A 19,156-nucleotide genomic window follows, 5' to 3' on the forward strand; every position below is an offset into this window, starting at 1 on the left:
GGGAACAGACCGCGGGGCGGGCCGCGACCGGCGGAACCGGCCGGTCCCATCGAAAATGGAACGAAAGATGTCCACACACGCAGCGATAGACGGGCTCGACGGGTATCGATTTCTCTTCCGCGCCATTCGGCATACCGCACGAATTAATTTACCCCGCGGGGAGATTGCCGATTCGTACTCGATACTTGAACGAAACACGGTTATAACGCAGATTCCGCGCTCGTATGGCACAGGAGGCGATATCGTTACGCGGCCGACTTCTCGCGTTCCACTTTCCCGGCCACGCGGTCCGATGAGACGTTCTACCAGGGAACATGCCGGACGAACGGGGAAGCCTGCCACACGATGTTCACTCCTCGAGAAAACCGGAGAACACAGTGGAAGAAAGCAGGTCGAGCACAGCTGGAGGCGCGGTGTGACCACATTTCTCGATTCGACGCCGGAAATTCGCTGCTCACGGTATCGGCGCGAATTCCAGCTGCCCGCATCGATGGATCCTGGTTCGCACCGCATTCTCCTGCACATCGGCGTCGACTACGGCGCGGTGACCATGCCCGCCGAACTGGGCGAGCAGGTGCTGCGGCAACTCGTCCAGGACGGCATCGCCGGGCCGGTCGTCGACCACCCGCGGGCCAAGCACTGGACCTTCCTCACCGGCCCCGCCGGACGCGACGACCTCAGCCCGGCGGTCTCGGCCGAATTGTTCCGCCTCTACGCGGCCGTGGCCTGCGCCGGCAGCCAAGTGGTGCTGCCCTCACCGGACGACGAGCGCACCGGGTATCGGGTGTGGATCCGGTCGCCCGAGGCCGGGGCCCGCCGCCCGCCGATCAACGCGGTGATCGAGACGATCCGCGCGGTCACCGCCCGCGGGACGCGGACCGGCTGACACCGTTCAGCGAGCCCACGCCGAGGCCGCCTGGCTGCGCAGCTTCTGCACGGTGGCCCCGGGGTCGGCGGTGCTGTAGACCGCGGACCCCGCGACGAAGCAGTCCACCCCCGCTTCCGCGGCCGCCTCGATGGTGTCGGCGTTGATGCCACCGTCGATCTCAACCAGCAGGCGCAGCTCACCGGAATCGACCAGGTTCCGCACGATGCGCGCCTTCTGCAGCACCTCGGGGATGAACGACTGCCCGCCGAAGCCCGGCTCGACGCTCATCACCAGCAGCGTGTCGAATTCGCGCAGGATCTCCAGGTACGGCTCGATCGGCGTGCCCGGTTTCACCGAGAGCCCCGCCTTGGCGCCCGCGGCACGGATGTCGCGGGCCACCGCGATCGGATCGTCGGTCGCCTCCGCGTGGAAGGTCACGTTGTGCGCGCCCGCCTCGGCGTACGGCGGCGCCCAGCGGCCGGGATCCTCGATCATCAGGTGGCAGTCCAGGGGGATCTCGGTGGCCTTCAGCAGGCTTTCCACCACCGGGAGACCGAGCGTGAGATTCGGCACGAAGTGCGCGTCCATCACGTCCACGTGCAGCCAGTCGGCGCCTGCGACGGCCTGCGCTTCGTCCGCGAGGTGCGCGAAGTCGGCGGACAGGATGGAGGGGGCGATCATCGGAGCGGCCGGACGCGGGTGAATCGGGTTGGACACAACGCCGGAGTCTAACGGTACCCAGGGTTGTCCAGCGCGGGAGTGGGTAGCCTGCATAGGGTGATCAATATTTCGGCGGAACAGGGGCTCTACAGCACCCCGGTGGAGATTCGGGTGGCGGCGTCGGTGACACAACTGCCCATCGTGCGTGGGCTCGCCGAAACTCTCGTCCTACTCAGCGATTTCACGCTGGACGAGGTGGCCGACATCCGGCTCGCCGTCGACGAGGTCTGCTCGACCCTGATCGCGGTCGCGGCCCCGGATACGAGCCTGAACTGCCGTTTCACCGTCGGCGACACCGAGTTGCTGGTCCGGGTCGAAGGCCTCGCGGAGAAGCCGGGCCTGCCCGACCAGCGCAGTTTCGGCTGGCATGTGCTGCGCACCCTCACCGACGCCGTGGAGGCGACCCAGGATTCGTTCGACACGACGGTCTCCGGATATCCGACGACGGTCGAGTTCCGTCGGGTCCGGGGGAAGGCGTAGTGGCGGACGAAGAAACCGTGTACGACTCCCAGCGCGACGACGACGCAGACACGCTGACCACCGAGGACGACATCGAAGCCAGGGAAACCCTGGACGAGGCGGGCACGGTTCCCGGGTACGACGACGTCGGATTGCTCTTCGAACAGCTCGCGACCAGCGAGGCGGGCACGGCGCGGCACAGCGCGCTGCGCGCGGAGCTGATCAGCCGGTGCATTCCGCTCGCCGACCACATCGCCCGCAAGTTCAGCGGGCGCGGTGAGCCCTTCGACGACCTCACGCAGGTCGCGCGGGTCGGGCTGGTGCACGCGGTGGATCGTTTCGACGTCGAGCGCGGCTCCAACTTCCTATCCTTCGCGGTGCCCACCATCATGGGCGAGGTCCGCCGGTATTTCCGCGACAACACCTGGGCGATGCGGGTGCCGCGACGGGTCAAGGAGACGCACCTACGCATCGGCGCGGCCATCGACAGTCTCTCCCAGACGCTCGGCCGCTCGCCGACGGCGAAGGAGATCGCCGCGGAACTGGACGTCGACCCCGACGAGGTGACCCAGGCGGTCATCGCGGGCAACGCCTACCAGCCGAGTTCGATCGACGCGGCCACGCTCGGCCGCGACACCGACGCCTCGCTCCTGGACACCCTCGGCGAGGAGGAGTCCCAGTTCGATCGGGTCGAGGAGTACGTCGCGATCCGCCCGCTGCTGGCGGGGTTGCCGGAGCGGGAGCGGCGCATCCTCACCATGCGGTTCTTCGAATCGATGACCCAGACCCAGATCGCGCAGCAGATGGGCATCTCCCAGATGCACGTCTCGCGCATTCTCGCCAAAACCCTTGCCCGCTTGCGGGAGCAGTCCAGCCGGGAATGACCGTCCTCAGCGGGCGGCGCGCTCCCGCGGCTCGCGCATCTTCGCCGCAGCGGTGAGCCACCACGCGTCGCCGAGCAGGTCGCGCAGATGCTCGGGCTCGACGCGCTCCAGGTCGATCAGGATGTAAGCGTGCCCGTCGTATTTCAGCGCCCGGCTGCGCCACCAGTGGACTCGGCCACTCCGCCGAGGGCGATCGCCATCGCGACCACGTCGTGCCAGGTCATCGTCATACGTCCGAGTGTGCGCCGGAGCAGGCGCACGACTCGGACGAAGGGAACAGCGCCGACCGCTCAGCGCGGCTTGCGCAGCGCGGCGAGAAACATGGCGTCGGTACCGTGCCTGTGCGGCCACAGCTGTGCCCCCGGCCCGTCCCCGACGTCGGTGACGCCGGGCAACAGCTCGCGGGTGTCGAGTTCCTCGGCCCCGAGGCGACGCACGGCGTCGGCGACGATCGACACCGTCTCGGGCAGGTGCGGCGAGCACGTCGAATACAACACCACTCCACCCGGGCGCACCAGTTCCCATGCGGCGGTGAGCAATTCCCGCTGCAACACCACGAGCTCGCGAACGTCCGCCGGAGTGCGCCGCCACCGCGCCTCGGGTCTGCGGCGCAGCGCCCCGAGGCCGGTGCACGGGGCGTCGACGAGGATGCGGTCGTAGCCGGGGGTCAGTCCGCTGGCACGGCCGTCGGCGACATGGACGTCCACCGGCAGGTCGTGCACGGCCTTGCATACCAGTTCGGCGCGGTGGGCGGCGGGTTCGACGGCGTCCACCCGGAACCCGTCGATCGCGGCGATCGCCCCCAGCAGCGCGGCCTTACCGCCCGGTCCGGCGCACAGATCGAGCCAGCGACCGGTATCCGGCCCGTCGAGCGCGGCGTTGAGCAGCGCAAGCGCCACCAGCTGGCTGCCTTCGTCCTGCACCGCCGCCATGCCCGCACGCACCGGCTCCAGCTTGCCCGGGTCGCCGCCCTCCAGGTAGACCGCGTACGGCGACCAGCGACCTTCCTCGCCGCCGGTCACCAGCGCGAGTTCCTCGGCGCTGATGTCGCCGGGGCGGGCAACCAGGTGCACCAGCGGGCGAGCGTCGTCGGCGGCGAGCACGTCGCGCAGTTCCGTCGCTCGCGCGCCGAGCGCGTCGGCGAAGGCCTGCGCGATCCAGACCGGATGGGCGTACTCGAACGCCAACCGGCCGACGGGATCGGCGGGCGCGAGCGCGTCGACCCACTGCTCGGGCGTCTTCTCCCCCGCACGCCGCAGCACGGCGTTGACGAAACCGGCCTTGCCCGCGCCGAATTCGGCGCGGGTCAGCGCGACGGAGGTGTCCACGGCGGCGTGCGCACCGATCCGGGTGCGCAACAACTGGTAGACGCCCAGCCGCAGCACGTCCAGCAGCGGTCCGTCGATCTCCTCGATCGGCCTGCCCGCGCCTGCGGCGATCACCGCGTCCAGCAGTCCCAGCGACCGGCACGCGCCGTAGGCGAGTTCGGTGGCCAGCGCGGCGTCTCGACCCGACAATCCCCGTTCGCGCAGCAACGCGGGCAGCACGAGGTTGGCGTAGGCGTCGCGCTCCCGGACCGCCCGCAGCACATCCCTGGCGACCGCCCGCGGCGGATCGGCGGACTCGCCACGGTGCGGTCGCCCAGCGGACTTGGCCCCTTGGCGCGGCGCGGTTCGCCCGCCGCTGGAGCGGTCCGATCGGCCCGCCGCGGAGCGGCGTCCGGTGGAGCCGCGCCGCTCGTCACGATCACGACCGCCCGCCTCGGCGCGCCCGCCGGCGGAACGCCGGCCTGCCGCCTGTGACCGGCCCGCACCGTCGCGATCCTGCTGCCTGCCGCCCTGCGCTCGCGCGCGGCCCGCCTCGCCGGAACCCTTCGGCGCGGACTGTCGTTCGTCGCGCCGCCGGTCGCGTGCGTTGCCGTCGCCGCGTGTCATTCGACCACCGCGCCGGGCTGCAGGCGGGCGCCGCGCGCCCAGTCCAGCGCGGCCATCACGCGCTTGCCCTGCGGTTGCACTTGGTCGAGCCGCACCGCGGTGGTCGCGGTGCCGACGAACACGCCGGACTTACGGACCTCGATCACCCGCTCAGGCAACTCCTCCTCCACCAACTCGACCGGCCCCAGCTTCAACCGCGTACCAGCGACCTCGGTCCACGCCCCCGGCGCGGGGGTGACCGCGCGGATGCGCCTGCTGATGGCCAACGCGGGTTGATCCCAGCGCACGTGTCCGGCCTCGACGCCGACCTTGGGCGCGTACGAGACGCCGTCGGTGGACTGCGGAATCGCCTGCAAGGTTCCGTCCTCCACTCCGTCGAGGGTCGCTTCCAGCAGCCGGGAGCCGCTGTCGGCCAACCGCTGCAGGAGGCTGCCCGCCGTGTCGGTGACGGCGATCTTCTCGGTCACCATGCCGAAGACGGGACCGGTGTCCAGTCCGGCCTCGATCTGGAAGGTCGAGGCGCCGGTGATCTCGTCGCCCGCATCGATCGCCGCCTGCACCGGCGCCGCGCCGCGCCACGCGGGCAGCAGCGAGAAATGCAGGTTGATCCAGCCGAAGCGCGGGATGTCGAGCACCTGCTGGGGCAGCAGCGCGCCGTAGGCGACGACGGGACAGCAGTCCGGCGCCAATTCGGCGAGCCGCGTGACGAATTCCGGCTCCGACGGCCGCTGCGGGGTGAGGACCGGGATGCCGTGCTCGTCGGCCAACCGGCCGACCGGCGACCTGGTCACTTTCCGGCCGCGCCCTGCGACGGCGTCCGGGCGCGTCACCACGGCGATCACCTCGTGCCGAGCCGATTCCAGCAGCCGCAGCAGCGACGGAACCGCCGGTTCCGGGGTTCCCGCGAAAACGACGCGCATCAGCGGCCCGCTCCGAACGGGTTGGGCCGGCCCGCGCCGCTCATGGAGCGAGACGGGCGCACCGTCACTCCCGCGGCGAACCAATCGGATTCGCGAATCACCCGCATCGCCTCCTTGCGCTGGGCCGGGTCGAGACGGTCGATGAACAGCACCCCGTCGAGATGATCGGTCTCGTGCTGAACGCACCGCGCCAGCAACCCTTCGGCCTCGAAGGCGACCGGTGCGCCGTCGAGGTCCACACCGGAGGCCCGCACCCGCAGCGCACGCCGCGTGTCGTAGCGCACGCCGGGAATCGACAGGCAGCCCTCCGGCCCGACCTGCTCCTCGTCGCCGACGACCTCCCACTGCGGGTTGACCAGATGCCCGGCGGCGTCGCCCGTGTCGTAGACGAACACGCGCAGCCCGACCCCGATCTGCGGCGCGGCCATCCCCACACCGCCGTCGTCGTGCATCGTGTCGGTCAGGTCGGTCACCAGCTGCCGCAGGTCGCGGTCGAACGCGGTGACCTCCGCGGCGCGGGCACGCAGGATGGGGTCGCCGAACAGGCGAACGGGCTGGATGGTCACGACTGGCTCCCGGAAGCGGACGAATACGGTCGCCCCATTCTAGTGAGACGACCGGAAATCCCCGATTCACCAGCCGGAAGCTGGTACAACTCCTATGCGGTCCGGGCGGGGTGTCGATCCCTCCGCCCGGCCGCCCGGAAAAGCCCTGGTCAGCGACTTGTCGATGACACCTGACCTGCGGGCTCACCACACGCATCGCCGCATGTCACGACAGAGGAGGCATCGACGGGACCGGCTCACACTTCGCATGCGCGGGTTGCGGATGCGCCACCGCCACGTCGTGGACCCGGGTTCGTAGGCTCGGCGGTCATGACCGTGTTGCGTTCGATCCTGTTGTTCGTCCTCGCCGCCGTCGCGGAGATCGGGGGCGCGTGGCTGGTGTGGCAAGGGGTGCGCGAGCACCGCGGGTGGGCCTGGATCGGCGCCGGCGTCATCGCACTGGGCCTGTACGGGTTCGTCGCCACCTTTCAACCCGACGCCCACTTCGGGCGCATCCTCGCCGCATATGGCGGGGTTTTCGTCGCGGGCTCGCTGGCCTGGGGCATGGCCCTGGACGGATTCCGGCCCGACCGCTGGGATGTGACCGGTGCGGCGATCTGCCTGCTCGGCGTGGCGGTCATCATGTACGCCCCTCGCAGCGCATGAGCTGAGCCGACGGCCCGAAGCAAGCGGAATGTGGGCTGGACCGACTGGACAGCACACCCGGCGCATCGCCGGTGTCTGCCCAGTCGCTGGTGCGGATCACATCATCGGCACTACGAAGCTGCACGCAGGCTTCGAGTAGGACGGCCCAGTGGTTGGATTCTCAGCACCGGCACCCGGCTCTACAAAGGGATCGGCCTCGAATCCGAGACGGCTCGGGTATACCCGTCCGCCGGTTCCCGCAACCGAGGGCGCCCGACTTGCTCGACCGGGACTTCACCGCGATCGCTCCGGACCGGAAGGTGGTAGAAGATCGGGCGCTCACCCGCATCGAGCAATCGGGATGTCGAGCTGGCCGACGCGCCCCTGCGGGAAGACCGGATTCAGGACTAGCCTTCGACTTCTCGGCGCTCTATCTGATACTGATCAAGGTTCGAGATAGAGCTGCTCGTTCGGCAGTCGGCGCAGCGCAGTGGTGTCTGCCAGCGCCACGGTTACCTGGTCCACACAGCGGTGGGCTTGGTTGTCTTGAACGAATACCAGCGCGGCGGTCAGACAGGCGGCGAAGTCGAAGCGTATGCCGCGTAATGACAGTGACAATTGCACATCTGGCTCATTCGGGTGCGGAGACCGGGATCCAATAGGCCCGCAGCTGATGGCTTCCTGTGTTATCGCGATACGGCGGTCATCGATGGCGGCCGTATCCGACATCCTGAGTGCCACACCAGCGAGCCAGTACATCACAAGCTGGCAGCAGAGCTGTTGGTGACCCTTTCATCTCCTGTCCAGTCGGTGTTGAAGCCGGACAGGTGAGGGTGGTACATCTCGTCACCCGAGTGTTGAGTGAATTCGACCTTGATCCACAGTGCCTCCAGTCCGAACATGTCCGCGCAAGCGTCGATCAACGACTGCGCGAGCCGAGCCCGGGTCTGCACAGGCCGCCCACTCCGGACATCGCACATGATCAGAGCCGATGGCGTCGGGACTCCGCCCTCGTGGCACCGCCACACGCCGCCCGCTCCGAGATCGTGTATCGACACGGTGAGAAGGTCCATGCCGACCTGCATTATTTCCCCATAGATTTCACCGACACGGTGCGCCAGCTTCTGCTTGGCCGCGGCCGAGGTCGTCAGCGGCAGGTCGATCTGTATGGATGGCATCGGGTTTCCTTCTGCTGGTGGCGAAATAGATATGCCGAAGAGCCGGCGCCGCACGGCCTGCCTCTAGCGCCGGTACAGCGGCGAACAGGAGGTCTTCACCGCCACTGCGTAGCGTTCGGGTTCTCCACACCCGGACCCGTCTGTCACGGCCCCTCCTCGGTCACTCCATGAGGGTCTGGTTTCTTTTTAAAACCAGCGGTGGCAACATTAGGGCAATGGGTTTAAACTTGCAACCACTTCGGTGAGTTATTTCGGGCAGTCGTCCGGACAGGGGTAGCGATGCGAGCACGGGGTGTGAGTCATCGACGGGCGGAGTGCCCGGTCGCCAGGACGGTCGACATAGTCGGGGATCGCTGGTCGTTGCTCATCATCCGGGACGCGTTCGACGGGATCCGCCGGTTCGGTGAACTGCAGCGCAACCTGGGTCTGGCCAAAAACATCCTGGCAACCCGCCTGCGTGAACTCGTTGCTCAAGGCATCTTGGAGGTAGTCCCCGCGGCCGACGGGTCCGCCTACCACGAGTACGTACTGACAACCAAGGGCAGTGAACTGTTCAGTGTCATCGTGGCACTTCGCAAGTGGGGCGAAGCGTACCTCTTCGACGAGGATGAGCCACGCTCGGTGCTTCTGGACACCGAGAACAAGCTTCCCGTCACGCTCCAGATCACGAACGCCGCGGGCGATCCGATCAGTGCCGCCGACGCGTTCGTGCGCAAGGTGCCGGCCGGTCCGGCTTGAACTCGACGACACATGCCGCGGCCCGGCGAAGGATCCGACAACAGACGCGCGAAGCCGGTCCCGGAATCATCGGAGCGACAACAGCCCCTGAGCGAAGACGGCCATCCCTCGCTCAGTATCCCGGCTTCGTCGAATCCCTGACGACAAGCCGAGGCTCGGTGTATCGACTGGAGACGCGCTCGCCCGCGAGCATGCTCACAAGCATCTCCAACGCGGCGTGTCCCATCTCGGCTGGAGCGGAGTCGATGGAACTGAGCGGGACATGTAGCTCGGATGCGAGGTCGATGTTGTTGAAGCCGATAACGCCGATATCGTGACCCACCCGCAGGCCGCGTTGCTGGATGGCGCCGGCGGCGCCGATGGCGGCGAAGTCGTTGACGGCGAACAGCGCGGTGGGCCGGGGATCGAGGTCGAGCAGCCGATCGGCGGCACAGTGACCACCGGCGCTGTCGAGACCGGAGTAGACGAGATAGGCGGGGGGGATCTCGATTCCCGCTTCCCGATAGCGGTCGATGAAGCCGGCCGGCCGGTCGATGCCGGTACTGGCGTGGGCGAGGCCGCCGATGATGCCGACGCACGTGTGGCCCAAATCCAGCAGGTGCTCAGCGGCGATGCGTCCGCCTCGGTAGTTGTCGCACGTGGATGCCGGATGATCCCCCACTCCGCGATTGACCAGGACGAAGGGGATCTCTTTACGCACCAGGTCCTCCAGCACAGCCGGGTCGTCGGAGCGCACATCGCCCAGAATCAGCCCGTCTACCCGGCGATCGAGCATCGTCTCGATGCGCGCGCGTTGAATCTGCTGGACGTCGGAGGTGTTGGCCACGAACGCAGTCAATCCATGTCGGCCCGCCCCGGCTTCGATGCCTGCGTAGATCGTCGCCAGCACGATATCGGTGAGATTGGGCACGAGAACGCCGACAAGACCGCTGCGTTGCGTACGAAGGCTCGCGGCATGCGGATTGGGACGGTAGCCGACTTCAGCAGCTCGACGCCGGATCCGTTCGGCGGTCGCGCCGGATGCCGCGCGAGTTCCCTCCCGCTTGTCATTCAGCACTCGAGCGACCGTGGATACGTGTAATCCCAGGTCGTCGGCTATGGCCCGCAGTGTCGCTGGTCGGCGTTGGTGCGCCACTGTTCTCCTCACCTTCGCGTCTCGGACGCCTCTTCCCGAGCGCGTTCCGCTGTTGCCTCTCAGATGTTAAGAGTTCAAGTTCACGGTTTCCTCTTGACATACCCGCGGCTCCACAGCAAGCTTATACCCGAACGTTCGGCCCGAACGTTCGGGTACCTCTGAGCAGGGCTTTTCCAGCCTTCTGACGCGTAATCACGCGTGCTGAGCCTTGCCGTGAACGAAGGATTGTGCGATGAGTGAGACAGCGGCGTCCGAGAACACCACCGACCAGCGGCACAGTCCGCTCCGCGTCGCCGTGGTGCAATTCGATCCGCAGGTCGGCGTGGAAAACCTGAAAGCCAACGCCGCCGCCGTCCAGGAACGACTGCTGCGCGCGGTCGAGGAGGGGGCGAACCTGGTCGTGCTACCGGAGTTGGCGACGACCGGTTACACCTTCGCCACCCGGGAAGAGGCCTACGCACACGCCGAGGTCGTGCCGGACGGAGCCACAGTGGCAGGGTGGGTCTCGTTCGCGGCCGAGCACGAGGTGTACCTGGTCGGGTGCCTCCCGGAGTTGGACGGCGCGCGTCTCTACGACACGGCGGTGCTCGTCGGGCCGGAGGGATTCATCGGCAAGTATCGCAAGACTCATCTGTGGAATGAGGAAAAGCTGTTCTTCACCCCCGGCGACCTGGGCTATCCGGTGTTCGACACCAAGGTCGGCCGCATCGGTCTGCTGGTGTGCTGGGACATCTGGTTTCCCGAGACCGCGCGCATCGTCGCGCAACAGGGTGCAGACATCATCTGCATCCCGACCGGCTGGGTGTGGACCCCGCCCCCGCTGTACGACGCCAGTGGCACCTGCATGGCCGCATATCTGACCATGACCGCTGCTCATGTCAACAACGTGTTCATCGCCACCGCCGACCGGATCGGCACCGAGCGCACATCTGGTTTCATGGGCAACTCGCTTATCGCAGGCACCAACGGTTGGCCCATCGGACGCATCGCCGGCCCCGATGAGGACACCATCCTCTATGCCGATATCGACGTCGTCCAAGCGCGGACCGCGCCGATCTGGAATCAGCTCAACGATCTGCATCGTGATCGCCGGACCGACCTGTACGACCAACTGCTCGGCTATCGCGGTGGCCCGGCGCTGCCCCGGTAGGGAGTGGGTCATGGCTATGGCGATCACAACGTGGTGGACGCGACGTGGACCACTTGCCCTGTCCGCCTTCGTCGGCGAACTTGCCGTCGTAGGTTCGGCGGTCGCGGTGCTCTTGCTCACCGCCCGCGACCACCTGCCCGTCCTGATCGGCGGTTACACCGCCTGGAACGGCTCCTTTCGTCCAGCTCACGCGGTGGTGGCGTGGATCATCTCCGCGGGCAGCGAACCGACCTTCTATTCTTGTGCGCTCTCGGGCATCGGGCTGATGGCCGGGGGTGCGTTCGCACACTGGTTGATGGTGCGTAGCGCCCGCGGGCAGGGCTTCACCCAAGCGTGCGGCACCACCGCCTGGCCATGGGTGGTCTCAGCCGCTCTGCTCGGAGTGGTGCTGAGCAACTTGCTGTGGGGTTGGACGCTGGCCGCCAGCCACACATGGCAGCCATTGTTCGTCCCGTTCGTGTCGGTGTCCCCGACGATCGTGCTCATGTACGGCCCCAGCCTGCGTACCGTCTTGACCGGGGCCGGACTGGGGGCGCTCACGACCCCACCGTTCGCACTGCTCGGCACGAACTATCTCTGTCCCTGGCTGGCCCTGCCTCCGGTGGTCGGCGTCACCGGCGGTATGGCCATCGGGGCGCTGATCGCCTTCGGTATCTGCCGAGTGCTGCCGTGGCTACCGCTGCCACTGCACCTGCGTCAACAGGAACCACCGAAACCGGTTCCTTCGCAAGCAGAGCACAGCATCGGGTGGTCGATGCGGCGCGTACTGGCCGATTTCTCCGAGGCACAGTTCTTCGGCAGCGAGTGGGCAAGCCTGGGACTCATCGCGGGCGCGGTGGCGGCCTATCTCCTCAACCCCGCGCTGCCGTCCTACGGTTCGGGGCTACTACCGCACATCCTCGTCGGACAGGTGCTCACAGCTGCCATCGGAGTGGCATTGTGGCATCGACAGTGGTCAGCGCGGCCCTTCTTCCCAACCTTCGTCCCCATCGTGTCAGTGGCCCCTGCCACGGTCCTGACCTACGGCGGCACGGTCGCCTCCATCATCGCTGGAGCGCTGCTGGGAGCCCTGATCGCCCCGCCATTGGCTGCCGCTGTATCTCACCGGCTTCCTACCGATTTTCATCCCTTCATAGGCAATGTCGCCTCGATGGCATTCAGCACCGCGCTCATCGTTCCGGCATTGGGGCTGCTGCCCGGGTTCTCCGCATGACAGGCTTCATCACCGATTCGCTGCTCGACGGCTATTTCAGCGGCCGATCACTGACCACACTGGGACGAGATCTGCGATCGGGCCGCACGTCCTCGGCCGCCTTGGTCGAGCACGCCTTGGAATCGATCGCCCGCCTCGATCCGATCGTGAACGCGTTCGTGTCCGTCAGCGCCGACACGGCACGCGCCGCTGCTCGCGCGGCCGACGCCGAGCTCGGCAGCGGCCTCGATAGAGGCCCGCTGCACGGCATCCCTGTCGCCATCAAAGACATCGTCGACATCGTCGGCCAAGTCACCGGTTGCGGCTCGAACGCCCGTCCAGCGCAACCCGCAACGGCGGACGCTGACTGCACCGCGGTGGTGCGGGCCGCAGGTGCGGTCATCATCGGAAAGACCGTGCTACACGAATTCGCCTACGGTGCGACAGGCGATCGCTCCGCCCAAGGTCCGTCCCGCAACCCGCACGATCCGGGGCGGATCAGCGGGGGCTCGAGCGGCGGCAGCGCCGTGGCGGTAGCGGCGGGAATGGTTCCGCTGGCCATCGGCACCGACACTGCCGGATCAGTCCGGGTACCGGCTGCGCTGTGCGGGGTCGTCGGTTTCAAACCGGCCTTCGACGCCATCTCCACTCGTGGCGTGTTTCCGCTCGCACCGACGCTCGATCACGTCGGATTGTTCGCGCGATCGGTCGAGGATACTGCCACGGCATACCGAATCCTTGCGCGCGCCGATGTCGTTGCCGTCCAGGCGCCGCTGCGGCAGCTGGCCTGGATCGAACCGGAAGCCCTGGGACCCGTGGACCCACGCGTCGCCGACTGTGCCATAGCTGCCGTGCGGGCCGCGGGGATCTCGGCCACATCGATCGATCTGGGCCACGGCCCGGGCGACCTGTTCGAGTTGTTCACCACGCTGCAGGCCAGCGAGGTCTACGCGGTGCACGCCGAAGCCCGTGAAACTTACACCCGCACAGTTGATCCGAGTGTGCTCGCGCGAATCGACCGCGGAGCGGAGATTCCCGCGTGGCGCTACATCCACGCCGGCATCGAGCGAACACGGTTCAGCCATGAGATCGGCGCGCTGCTCGAGCGTTTCGATGCGCTCGTGCTGCCCACCGCTGGGACTATCGCCACCCGCCTGGGTGAATCCCATCCCGATATCGGTGGCGCTACCTACGAAGTCCGAGCGGCCCTGCTCGCACTGACCAGCCCGTGGAACTTGACCGGCTCGCCCGCATTGACCATCCCGGTCGGCACAGTCGAGGGTCTACCGACCGGCTTGCAGATCGTCTGCGCGCCCGGCCGGGAGTCCGTGCTGTGGCAACTGGCCGGGCAGATCGAGGCAGCCATCGTGGGCAAGTCCCATCTCACGCACGTGACCTGCGACAACTGAATCGAACTGCGGCGCACCGGTCGATGAGGGGCGGTGCGCCGTAGTTCACATCCATCACATCGCTACCGAACTCATCCCTACCGAAACCGCGGTGCCATGCCTGATTTCCGCTACACCCCGATGCTGCCACAACAACGCGCGGACACCACAAGCTATCGTCGCCTCCAGATCGAAGGCATCGAACCACTAGTTGTCGACAGTCATGATGCGCTACGGATCCCGCCGCATGCGTTGACCACCTTGGCCTTCGAAGCCTTCAAAGATATCTCGCATCTGCTCCGCACTACTCACGTCGAACAGGTCGCGGCCATTCTCGATGATCCACAGGCATCGGCCAATGACCGTTTCGTCGCGACGGAATTGCTGCGCAACGCTCATATCTCCGCCGCAGGCGTCCTACCGATGTGCCAGGACACCGGGACCGCGATCGTCCACGCTGATCGCGGCAGATTCGCGATCACCGACGGTCATGACGCCGAGCACCTGTCGCGTGGTATCTACGATGCTTACACGACGCTCGATCTCCGCTACTCGCAGATGGCCCCAACCGGCATTGTCGACGAATACAACACAGGCACGAATCTTCCGGCTCAGATCGAGATCGCCGCAGAGGGCGAGGACAGCTACGAATTCCTGTTCATGGCCAAAGGCTGTGGCAGCGCCAACAAGAGTTTGCTGTTCCAACAGACGGCAGCCCTGCTGTCGAGCCGCGACCGGCTGCTCGAGTTCATCGTCGAGCAAGCCGCCGCAATCGGCACCTCGGCCTGCCCGCCTTACCATCTGGCTGTGGTCATCGGCGGCACCACGGCCGAATACGCGGTCAAAACAGCCAAACTCGCGTCCGCGCACTATCTCGACGACACCGTCACGACACCGTCCGGCGCCGGCTATCGTGACATCGAACTCGAGACCGAACTGCTCACCCGCATGCACCTGCTCGGCATCGGAGCCCAATTCGGGGGCAAGTACTTCTGCCACGATGTACGGGTCATCCGGCTACCCCGGCACGGCGGGTCGCTACCCATCGCGCTCGCCGTGTCCTGTGCGGCCGATCGTCAAGCACGCGCGCGTATCACCCGTGACGGGGTCTATCTCGAACAACTCGAACGAGACCCCGGACGTCTGCTTCCCGACACGCTCCCCGACGAGTTGTCCAGCGACACGATCCACATTGATCTCGACCAGCCCATGGATGCCATCCGCGCCCAGTTGTCGGGTCACCCGGTCGGCACACGCCTCGCACTCACCGGATCCATGGTCGTCGCGCGCGATCTGGCCCACGCCAGGATCAAAGCCAGGCTCGACGCCGGGGAACCGATGCCGGCCTACCTGCGGGACCACCCCGTCTACTACGCCGGCCCGGCAAAGAAACCCGAAGGTCTTCCCTCCGGCTCATTCGGCCCGACCACCGCCGGGCGGATGGACAGCTACGTGGACCAGTTCCAGGCGGCGGGCGGCTCGATGATCATGCTCGCCAAAGGGAATCGCGCCCCGGCCGTCGCAGACGCCTGCCGCCGATATGGTGGCTTTTATCTCGGCAGCATCGGCGGGCCGGCCGCCCGCCTCGCGCACGATTGCATCACCGACATCGAATGCCTGGAGTACCCCGAGCTCGGGATGGAAGCCGTACTGCGCATCCAGGTCGAAAACTTCCCCGCGTTCATCGTCATCGACGACCAGGGCAATGACTTCTACCGAAAAACCAGACTATTGACGCTGGCACCACCACGCCGGACCTAGTTGCCCCCGCCCCAGGCGGCACTCAACTGATCGGCAGTGCGCTCAGGATCGGGTTGTAGGCCCAGTTCAACATGCGTTCGGCGTCGTCTTTCGCGGCCCGATCGCTGTGGGGTGAGCTGTGCAGGACCACACCGATCAGCGGGATTCCTGCCCTGACCGTCTCGAAGAGCAGGCACGTTCCGGCGGCGTCGGTGTATCCGGTCTTGATGCCGATCGCGCCGGGATAGTCGCGCAGCAGCGAGTTCGTGGTCTGCCAGAGGTGAGCGCGGTTGTCCGGGCCGGCTGGCACGTGATGGCTCTGCGCGCTGACGATCTCCCGGAACACCGGAAGGCTCATCGCGCGCAGGCCGAGGGTTATCAGGTCCGCCGGCGTGGAATAGGTGGAGTGGTCGGTGGGGGCGGGCAGCCCGCTGGGGTCGGTGAAATGCGTTCCCGTCAAACCCATCTGACGCGCGGTGTCGTTCATTTTGGCGATGAAGCCGTCTTGGCCGGGTCCATAGGCTTCGGCAAGGGTGTAGGCGGCGTCGCAGCCCGACGGCAGCATCATCGCGTACAGGAGCTGTCGCGCGGTGAGCACTTCGCCGGGGGCCAGGCCCGCGGTGCTTCCGTCGTACTCGGCGTCGTAGGCGATGATCTCCTGCGGCACGGTGATGGCCCGGTCCAGGTCGCCGGCCTCGATCACGACCAGCGCCGTCATCACCTTCGTGATGCTGGCCATCGGGACCGGGGTATTCGGCTGTCGCGACCACAACACCGTGCCGGTGATTCCGTCTGCCAGCGCCGCTCCCGACGCCTGCACCGCCTCCGGCCCGGACGTCAGCCAAGGCAACTGAATATGGACCTCGCTCGCCGCCGGGGCAACCGCGACAGCCTGACCGGCTACCACGACCAGCGCCGCGATGACAGCTATCCGCAACAGTTCAGCAACTTTCCGCATCGCCATATTGTGCCTGGCAACACGGAGATCACCGGGATTTCGCCGACCGAATACCGCACCATTCCGATGAAGGCATCCGATTGGCTACTCCAGGCTGTGCTGAGCTGAACACTTCCCGCGGGCGTTCACCCCGGCTGTTCGCCGACCGGGATCAGCGTCGCGGTCAGCACACCGAACGGTTCGTGGCCGTCGAGTTCGGGTTCGGCCGCGACGAGGGCGAACGCACCGACGACTTCGAGCACGCGGAACACCCACCTACTGCCGGGAACCAGCCGCACCCGGTCACCGACATGCACGCCCATACCGAGCAGACTATTCTCCTCACCAACCCGGGGAATAGGCATACCCGGTCACCTTTTCCGGGACGTCCTGTTCGCCGCGTCGGTGTAGCGGCGGGCCAGGTGCGCGAAAGCGGCCGTGAGCTCGGGCGGCCCGATGACTTCGATGTCCGCGTCGAACCTGCCGAGACCGCTTGCGAGCGCGGGCCATGACCACGAGCCGAGGACGACCCGGCAACGGTCGGGACCGAGGGACTCGACCACCCCATCCTGCAGGAAGGGAGCGACCTCGGTGGCGGGGCGGTACAGGATCACCGCCCCGCGGCACGGCCAGTCGCCGGTCCCGTCCGAACCGCGGAATCTACTGGTCACGAAGGTCGCCACATCATCGGCGGGCAGTTCACGGGGAGTGAAGCGGGGACCGGTGGGAGTGCGCGGAGCGATCCGGTCGGCGCGGAACGTCCGCCAGTCGTCCCGGTCGAGGTCCCAGGCCACGAGATACCAGCGCCCCGCCCAGGTGACGAGGTGATGGGGCTGCACTCGACGCGGCGGGCGCTCGACGGCATCCGGTGGGGAGGCGTAGTCGAAACGCAGCACTTCGCGGGCGGCGACGGCGGCCGCGATCACGGTGAGAACCTCCGTGCCGACCTCGGCTTCGGACCGGTCCGAAGCCGGTGCGACGGCGGTGATGCGCAGGGTGTCCATGCGATGGCGCAGTCGCGCGGGCATGACCTGACGGACCGTGTGCAACGCGCGCGCCGCGGCCTCTTCCAGACCGGCGCCTGCGGTGGTGGCGATCTGTAGCGCGACGGCGAGGGCGACCGCCTGCTCGTCGTCGAACAACAGCGGCGGCAGGCGGGTACCCGTGCCGAGTCGGTATCCCCCGTCCGGGCCCTTGGTGGTGACGATGGCATAGCCGAGTTCACGCAGCCGGTCGACATCACGGCGCACCGTCCGCGGGCTGACCTCCAGTCGTTGCGCCAACAGCGTTCCCGGCCAGTCCCGGCGCGCTTGCAGCAGGGACAGCAGCGCCAGCAGTCGAGCGGATGTCTTCGGCATGATCGCATCGTGCCCGAAGTAGCGGACACAACCTGGCCACTACTCTTGCGAGGGTTGCTCACGTCAGCCGATCAGCAGAATCAGGAGCAACCATGTCCCTCACGACCACCACCCACCTGAACTTCCGCGGTGACGCCCGCGCGGCGCTGGAGTTCTATCGCTCCGTTTTCGGCGGCCACCTCGCCGTCGTCACCTACAGCGACGCCGGGAATGTCCAGGACGCGCCCGAGGCGCACCAGATCATGTGGGGAGAAGTCCGCGCGGACAACGGTTTCCACGTCATGGCCTACGACGTGCCCGCGGCGATGGGCTACGACCAGGGCGAGAACGCGTTCTTCGTCTCGGTGCGCGGCGCGACCGTCGAAGAGGTATCCGGCTATTGGAAGGAACTCACCGCGGGGGCGACCATCGTGGTCCCGATGGGCCCGGCGAACTGGGCGCCCGCCTACGGGATGCTGCGTGACCGTTTCGGTGTCGTGTGGGTCCTCGACGTCGTCAGCGAATACAACGGGTAACCCGGTGCGTCGCCGGGGGCGGCGGGCGCTGCCGCCCCCGTGGCACGCATCCGCGCTGGTTTCCTGTCGTGTCGGATGTCGTCGTTAATCTGCCGGGCATGGTCAACCCCGATACGGCACTGCGCCGCCTGCTGCGCGAAACAGGAAAACTGCTTCAGCCGTATGGGTTCCACGGCGCCGAGCCCACTTGGACCCGAGTCGAGGCGCGCGGTGTCGCCTCCGTCGGCCGCACCCGCGTCACCCGCACGTGGATCGATGGACAACAGGTCCTCGGCTTCGGATTGACCTTGCATGCCACCCCCATCGCGTGGTGGGAGTTCTGCAACTGGCGCGACACCCGGCGGGGCCTGCCCCACGTGCCGCTGGAATCGGCCACCGGCCCGGACCTGATCGACAACCGGTCCCTGGCCGACGAACTGACCGCGCCGTGGACCCTGCGGGTCGACCCGGATCAGCCCGGCAGCCACGCGCTGCAATCCGATATCGACACCATTCGCAGCCAGCTTCCCCGCCGCGTCCACGCCTACGCCCGCAGAGCGCTACGACTGCTGGAAACCGATCACTACCTGGACGAACTGTCCGAGCGATCCGATCAGGGAGTCCGGACCCAGGAAGCGATCATCGTCCTGCTCGCCGACCGAGGAGCGGGGCCGCGCCTCGACGAGGCCGTACACCGCTTCCGACAGTGCATCGCGGGATCGGCGTACCCGGAAGACGCCATCACTTACGCCCGCACCCGAACAGCGGTCGGCGAAATCCTCCGCGAGCATTGACGTTCCGGTCCCGCACCGGTGCACGATCATTCCCGCGATCCGCATGGGCCGAGTGGCCTCGCGGCGCGCCTGTGAGT

22 protein-coding genes are annotated in these 19,156 nt (G+C 67.2%); 12 read left to right on the top strand and 10 right to left on the bottom strand.

From position 1 onward, the window contains the following. Positions 1–415 precede the first annotated feature (415 nt). Entirely contained in the window at positions 416–886 is a 471-nt protein-coding gene (locus NB3_RS13585) for a hypothetical protein (RefSeq protein WP_067801964.1), read from the top strand. A gap of 6 nt (positions 887–892) precedes the next feature. Here the strand turns inward: NB3_RS13585 and rpe are convergent, their stop codons facing one another. Next, on the bottom strand, positions 893–1,549 hold the full coding sequence (gene rpe / locus NB3_RS13590; protein ID WP_067801969.1) for a ribulose-phosphate 3-epimerase: 657 nt from the start codon (positions 1,547–1,549) through the stop codon (positions 893–895). A 96-nt stretch (positions 1,550–1,645) separates the two neighbouring features. Between rpe and NB3_RS13595 the strand changes: the two genes are divergently transcribed. After that, the gene (locus NB3_RS13595) at positions 1,646–2,068 is read left to right on the top strand and encodes an ATP-binding protein (protein ID WP_067801972.1); all 423 of its coding nucleotides are present in this window, start codon (positions 1,646–1,648) and stop codon (positions 2,066–2,068) included. Next, complete coding sequence (locus tag NB3_RS13600; protein WP_084486208.1) at positions 2,068–2,931, top strand: SigB/SigF/SigG family RNA polymerase sigma factor; 864 nt, start codon at positions 2,068–2,070, stop codon at positions 2,929–2,931. The genes NB3_RS13595 and NB3_RS13600 overlap by 1 nt, the downstream gene beginning before the upstream one ends. Positions 2,932–3,221: 290 nt before the next feature. Here the strand turns inward: NB3_RS13600 and NB3_RS13605 are convergent, their stop codons facing one another. From NB3_RS13605 to def, 3 genes are read right to left on the bottom strand one after another with little or no spacing between them, the layout of a single operon-like run. Beyond that, positions 3,222–4,865: an RsmB/NOP family class I SAM-dependent RNA methyltransferase gene (locus NB3_RS13605; protein WP_084486209.1), complete on the bottom strand. Its 1,644-nt coding sequence runs from the start codon at positions 4,863–4,865 to the stop codon at positions 3,222–3,224. After that, the gene (fmt, locus tag NB3_RS13610) at positions 4,862–5,785 is read right to left on the bottom strand and encodes a methionyl-tRNA formyltransferase (RefSeq protein ID WP_067801974.1); all 924 of its coding nucleotides are present in this window, start codon (positions 5,783–5,785) and stop codon (positions 4,862–4,864) included. The genes NB3_RS13605 and fmt overlap by 4 nt, the downstream gene beginning before the upstream one ends. Then, a complete protein-coding gene (def, locus tag NB3_RS13615) occupies positions 5,785–6,351 on the bottom strand; it encodes a peptide deformylase (protein ID WP_067801975.1) in 567 nt (188 codons plus the stop codon). Before def ends, fmt begins: the two co-directional genes overlap by 1 nt. 309 nt (positions 6,352–6,660) lie before the next feature. Here def and NB3_RS13620 point away from each other — a divergent pair, with 309 nt between their 5' ends. Next, positions 6,661–6,996 carry a YnfA family protein gene (locus tag NB3_RS13620; protein WP_067801977.1) on the top strand — a complete coding sequence of 112 codons (336 nt, stop codon included), beginning with the start codon at positions 6,661–6,663 and terminating at the stop codon, positions 6,994–6,996. Positions 6,997–7,419: 423 nt separating this feature from the next. Here the strand turns inward: NB3_RS13620 and NB3_RS35020 are convergent, their stop codons facing one another. Both NB3_RS35020 and NB3_RS13625 read right to left on the bottom strand, forming a co-directional pair. Beyond that, a complete protein-coding gene (locus tag NB3_RS35020; protein WP_157111782.1) occupies positions 7,420–7,599 on the bottom strand; it encodes a hypothetical protein in 180 nt (59 codons plus the stop codon). Between the two features lie 134 nt (positions 7,600–7,733). After that, the gene (locus NB3_RS13625; protein ID WP_067801979.1) at positions 7,734–8,153 is read right to left on the bottom strand and encodes a tautomerase family protein; all 420 of its coding nucleotides are present in this window, start codon (positions 8,151–8,153) and stop codon (positions 7,734–7,736) included. Between the two features lie 279 nt (positions 8,154–8,432). Between NB3_RS13625 and NB3_RS13630 the strand changes: the two genes are divergently transcribed. Beyond that, on the top strand, positions 8,433–8,891 hold the full coding sequence (locus NB3_RS13630) for a winged helix-turn-helix transcriptional regulator (RefSeq protein WP_067801980.1): 459 nt from the start codon (positions 8,433–8,435) through the stop codon (positions 8,889–8,891). Between the two features lie 112 nt (positions 8,892–9,003). Here the strand turns inward: NB3_RS13630 and NB3_RS13635 are convergent, their stop codons facing one another. Then, positions 9,004–9,948, bottom strand: a complete 945-nt coding sequence (locus tag NB3_RS13635; protein WP_244891892.1) for a LacI family DNA-binding transcriptional regulator — start codon at positions 9,946–9,948, stop codon at positions 9,004–9,006. 310 nt (positions 9,949–10,258) lie between these two features. On the opposite strand from NB3_RS13635, the gene NB3_RS13640 reads away from it, so the two are divergent. The 4 genes from NB3_RS13640 (at position 10,259) to NB3_RS13655 (ending at position 15,517) form a co-directional block, all read left to right on the top strand. Then, positions 10,259–11,176 carry a nitrilase family protein gene (locus NB3_RS13640; protein ID WP_067801992.1) on the top strand — a complete coding sequence of 306 codons (918 nt, stop codon included), beginning with the start codon at positions 10,259–10,261 and terminating at the stop codon, positions 11,174–11,176. A 10-nt stretch (positions 11,177–11,186) separates the two neighbouring features. Further along, the gene (locus tag NB3_RS13645) at positions 11,187–12,389 is read left to right on the top strand and encodes a hypothetical protein (RefSeq protein ID WP_067801995.1); all 1,203 of its coding nucleotides are present in this window, start codon (positions 11,187–11,189) and stop codon (positions 12,387–12,389) included. Further along, positions 12,386–13,777, top strand: a complete 1,392-nt coding sequence (locus NB3_RS13650; RefSeq protein WP_067802000.1) for an amidase — start codon at positions 12,386–12,388, stop codon at positions 13,775–13,777. Before NB3_RS13645 ends, NB3_RS13650 begins: the two co-directional genes overlap by 4 nt. A gap of 96 nt (positions 13,778–13,873) precedes the next feature. After that, a complete protein-coding gene (locus NB3_RS13655) occupies positions 13,874–15,517 on the top strand; it encodes a FumA C-terminus/TtdB family hydratase beta subunit (protein ID WP_067802003.1) in 1,644 nt (547 codons plus the stop codon). Between the two features lie 22 nt (positions 15,518–15,539). Here NB3_RS13655 and NB3_RS13660 read toward each other — a convergent pair whose 3' ends face one another. Continuing rightward, complete coding sequence (locus NB3_RS13660; RefSeq protein ID WP_067802272.1) at positions 15,540–16,454, bottom strand: D-alanyl-D-alanine carboxypeptidase family protein; 915 nt, start codon at positions 16,452–16,454, stop codon at positions 15,540–15,542. Between NB3_RS13660 and NB3_RS35550 the strand changes: the two genes are divergently transcribed. Then, entirely contained in the window at positions 16,353–16,562 is a 210-nt protein-coding gene (locus tag NB3_RS35550) for a hypothetical protein (RefSeq protein ID WP_169810680.1), read from the top strand. The two genes, NB3_RS13660 and NB3_RS35550, sit on opposite strands and share 102 nt — an antisense overlap. A gap of 17 nt (positions 16,563–16,579) precedes the next feature. Here NB3_RS35550 and NB3_RS35025 read toward each other — a convergent pair whose 3' ends face one another. Together NB3_RS35025 and NB3_RS13665 are read right to left on the bottom strand one after the other, a co-directional pair. Continuing rightward, positions 16,580–16,756, bottom strand: a complete 177-nt coding sequence (locus NB3_RS35025) for a hypothetical protein (protein ID WP_157111783.1) — start codon at positions 16,754–16,756, stop codon at positions 16,580–16,582. A 48-nt stretch (positions 16,757–16,804) separates the two neighbouring features. Next, a complete protein-coding gene (locus tag NB3_RS13665) occupies positions 16,805–17,791 on the bottom strand; it encodes a helix-turn-helix transcriptional regulator (protein ID WP_067802009.1) in 987 nt (328 codons plus the stop codon). A 92-nt stretch (positions 17,792–17,883) separates the two neighbouring features. On the opposite strand from NB3_RS13665, the gene NB3_RS13670 reads away from it, so the two are divergent. After that, positions 17,884–18,306: a VOC family protein gene (locus NB3_RS13670; protein ID WP_067802012.1), complete on the top strand. Its 423-nt coding sequence runs from the start codon at positions 17,884–17,886 to the stop codon at positions 18,304–18,306. Positions 18,307–18,404: 98 nt separating this feature from the next. Continuing rightward, positions 18,405–19,079 (top strand): hypothetical protein, encoded by a 675-nt coding sequence (locus NB3_RS13675; RefSeq protein WP_067802016.1) that lies wholly within the window; start codon positions 18,405–18,407, stop codon positions 19,077–19,079. The last annotated feature ends 77 nt before the right edge of the window (positions 19,080–19,156 follow it).

This window comes from Nocardia beijingensis NBRC 16342 (assembly GCF_001612785.1).
Taxonomy (GTDB): Bacteria; Actinomycetota; Actinomycetes; order Mycobacteriales; family Mycobacteriaceae; genus Nocardia; species Nocardia beijingensis.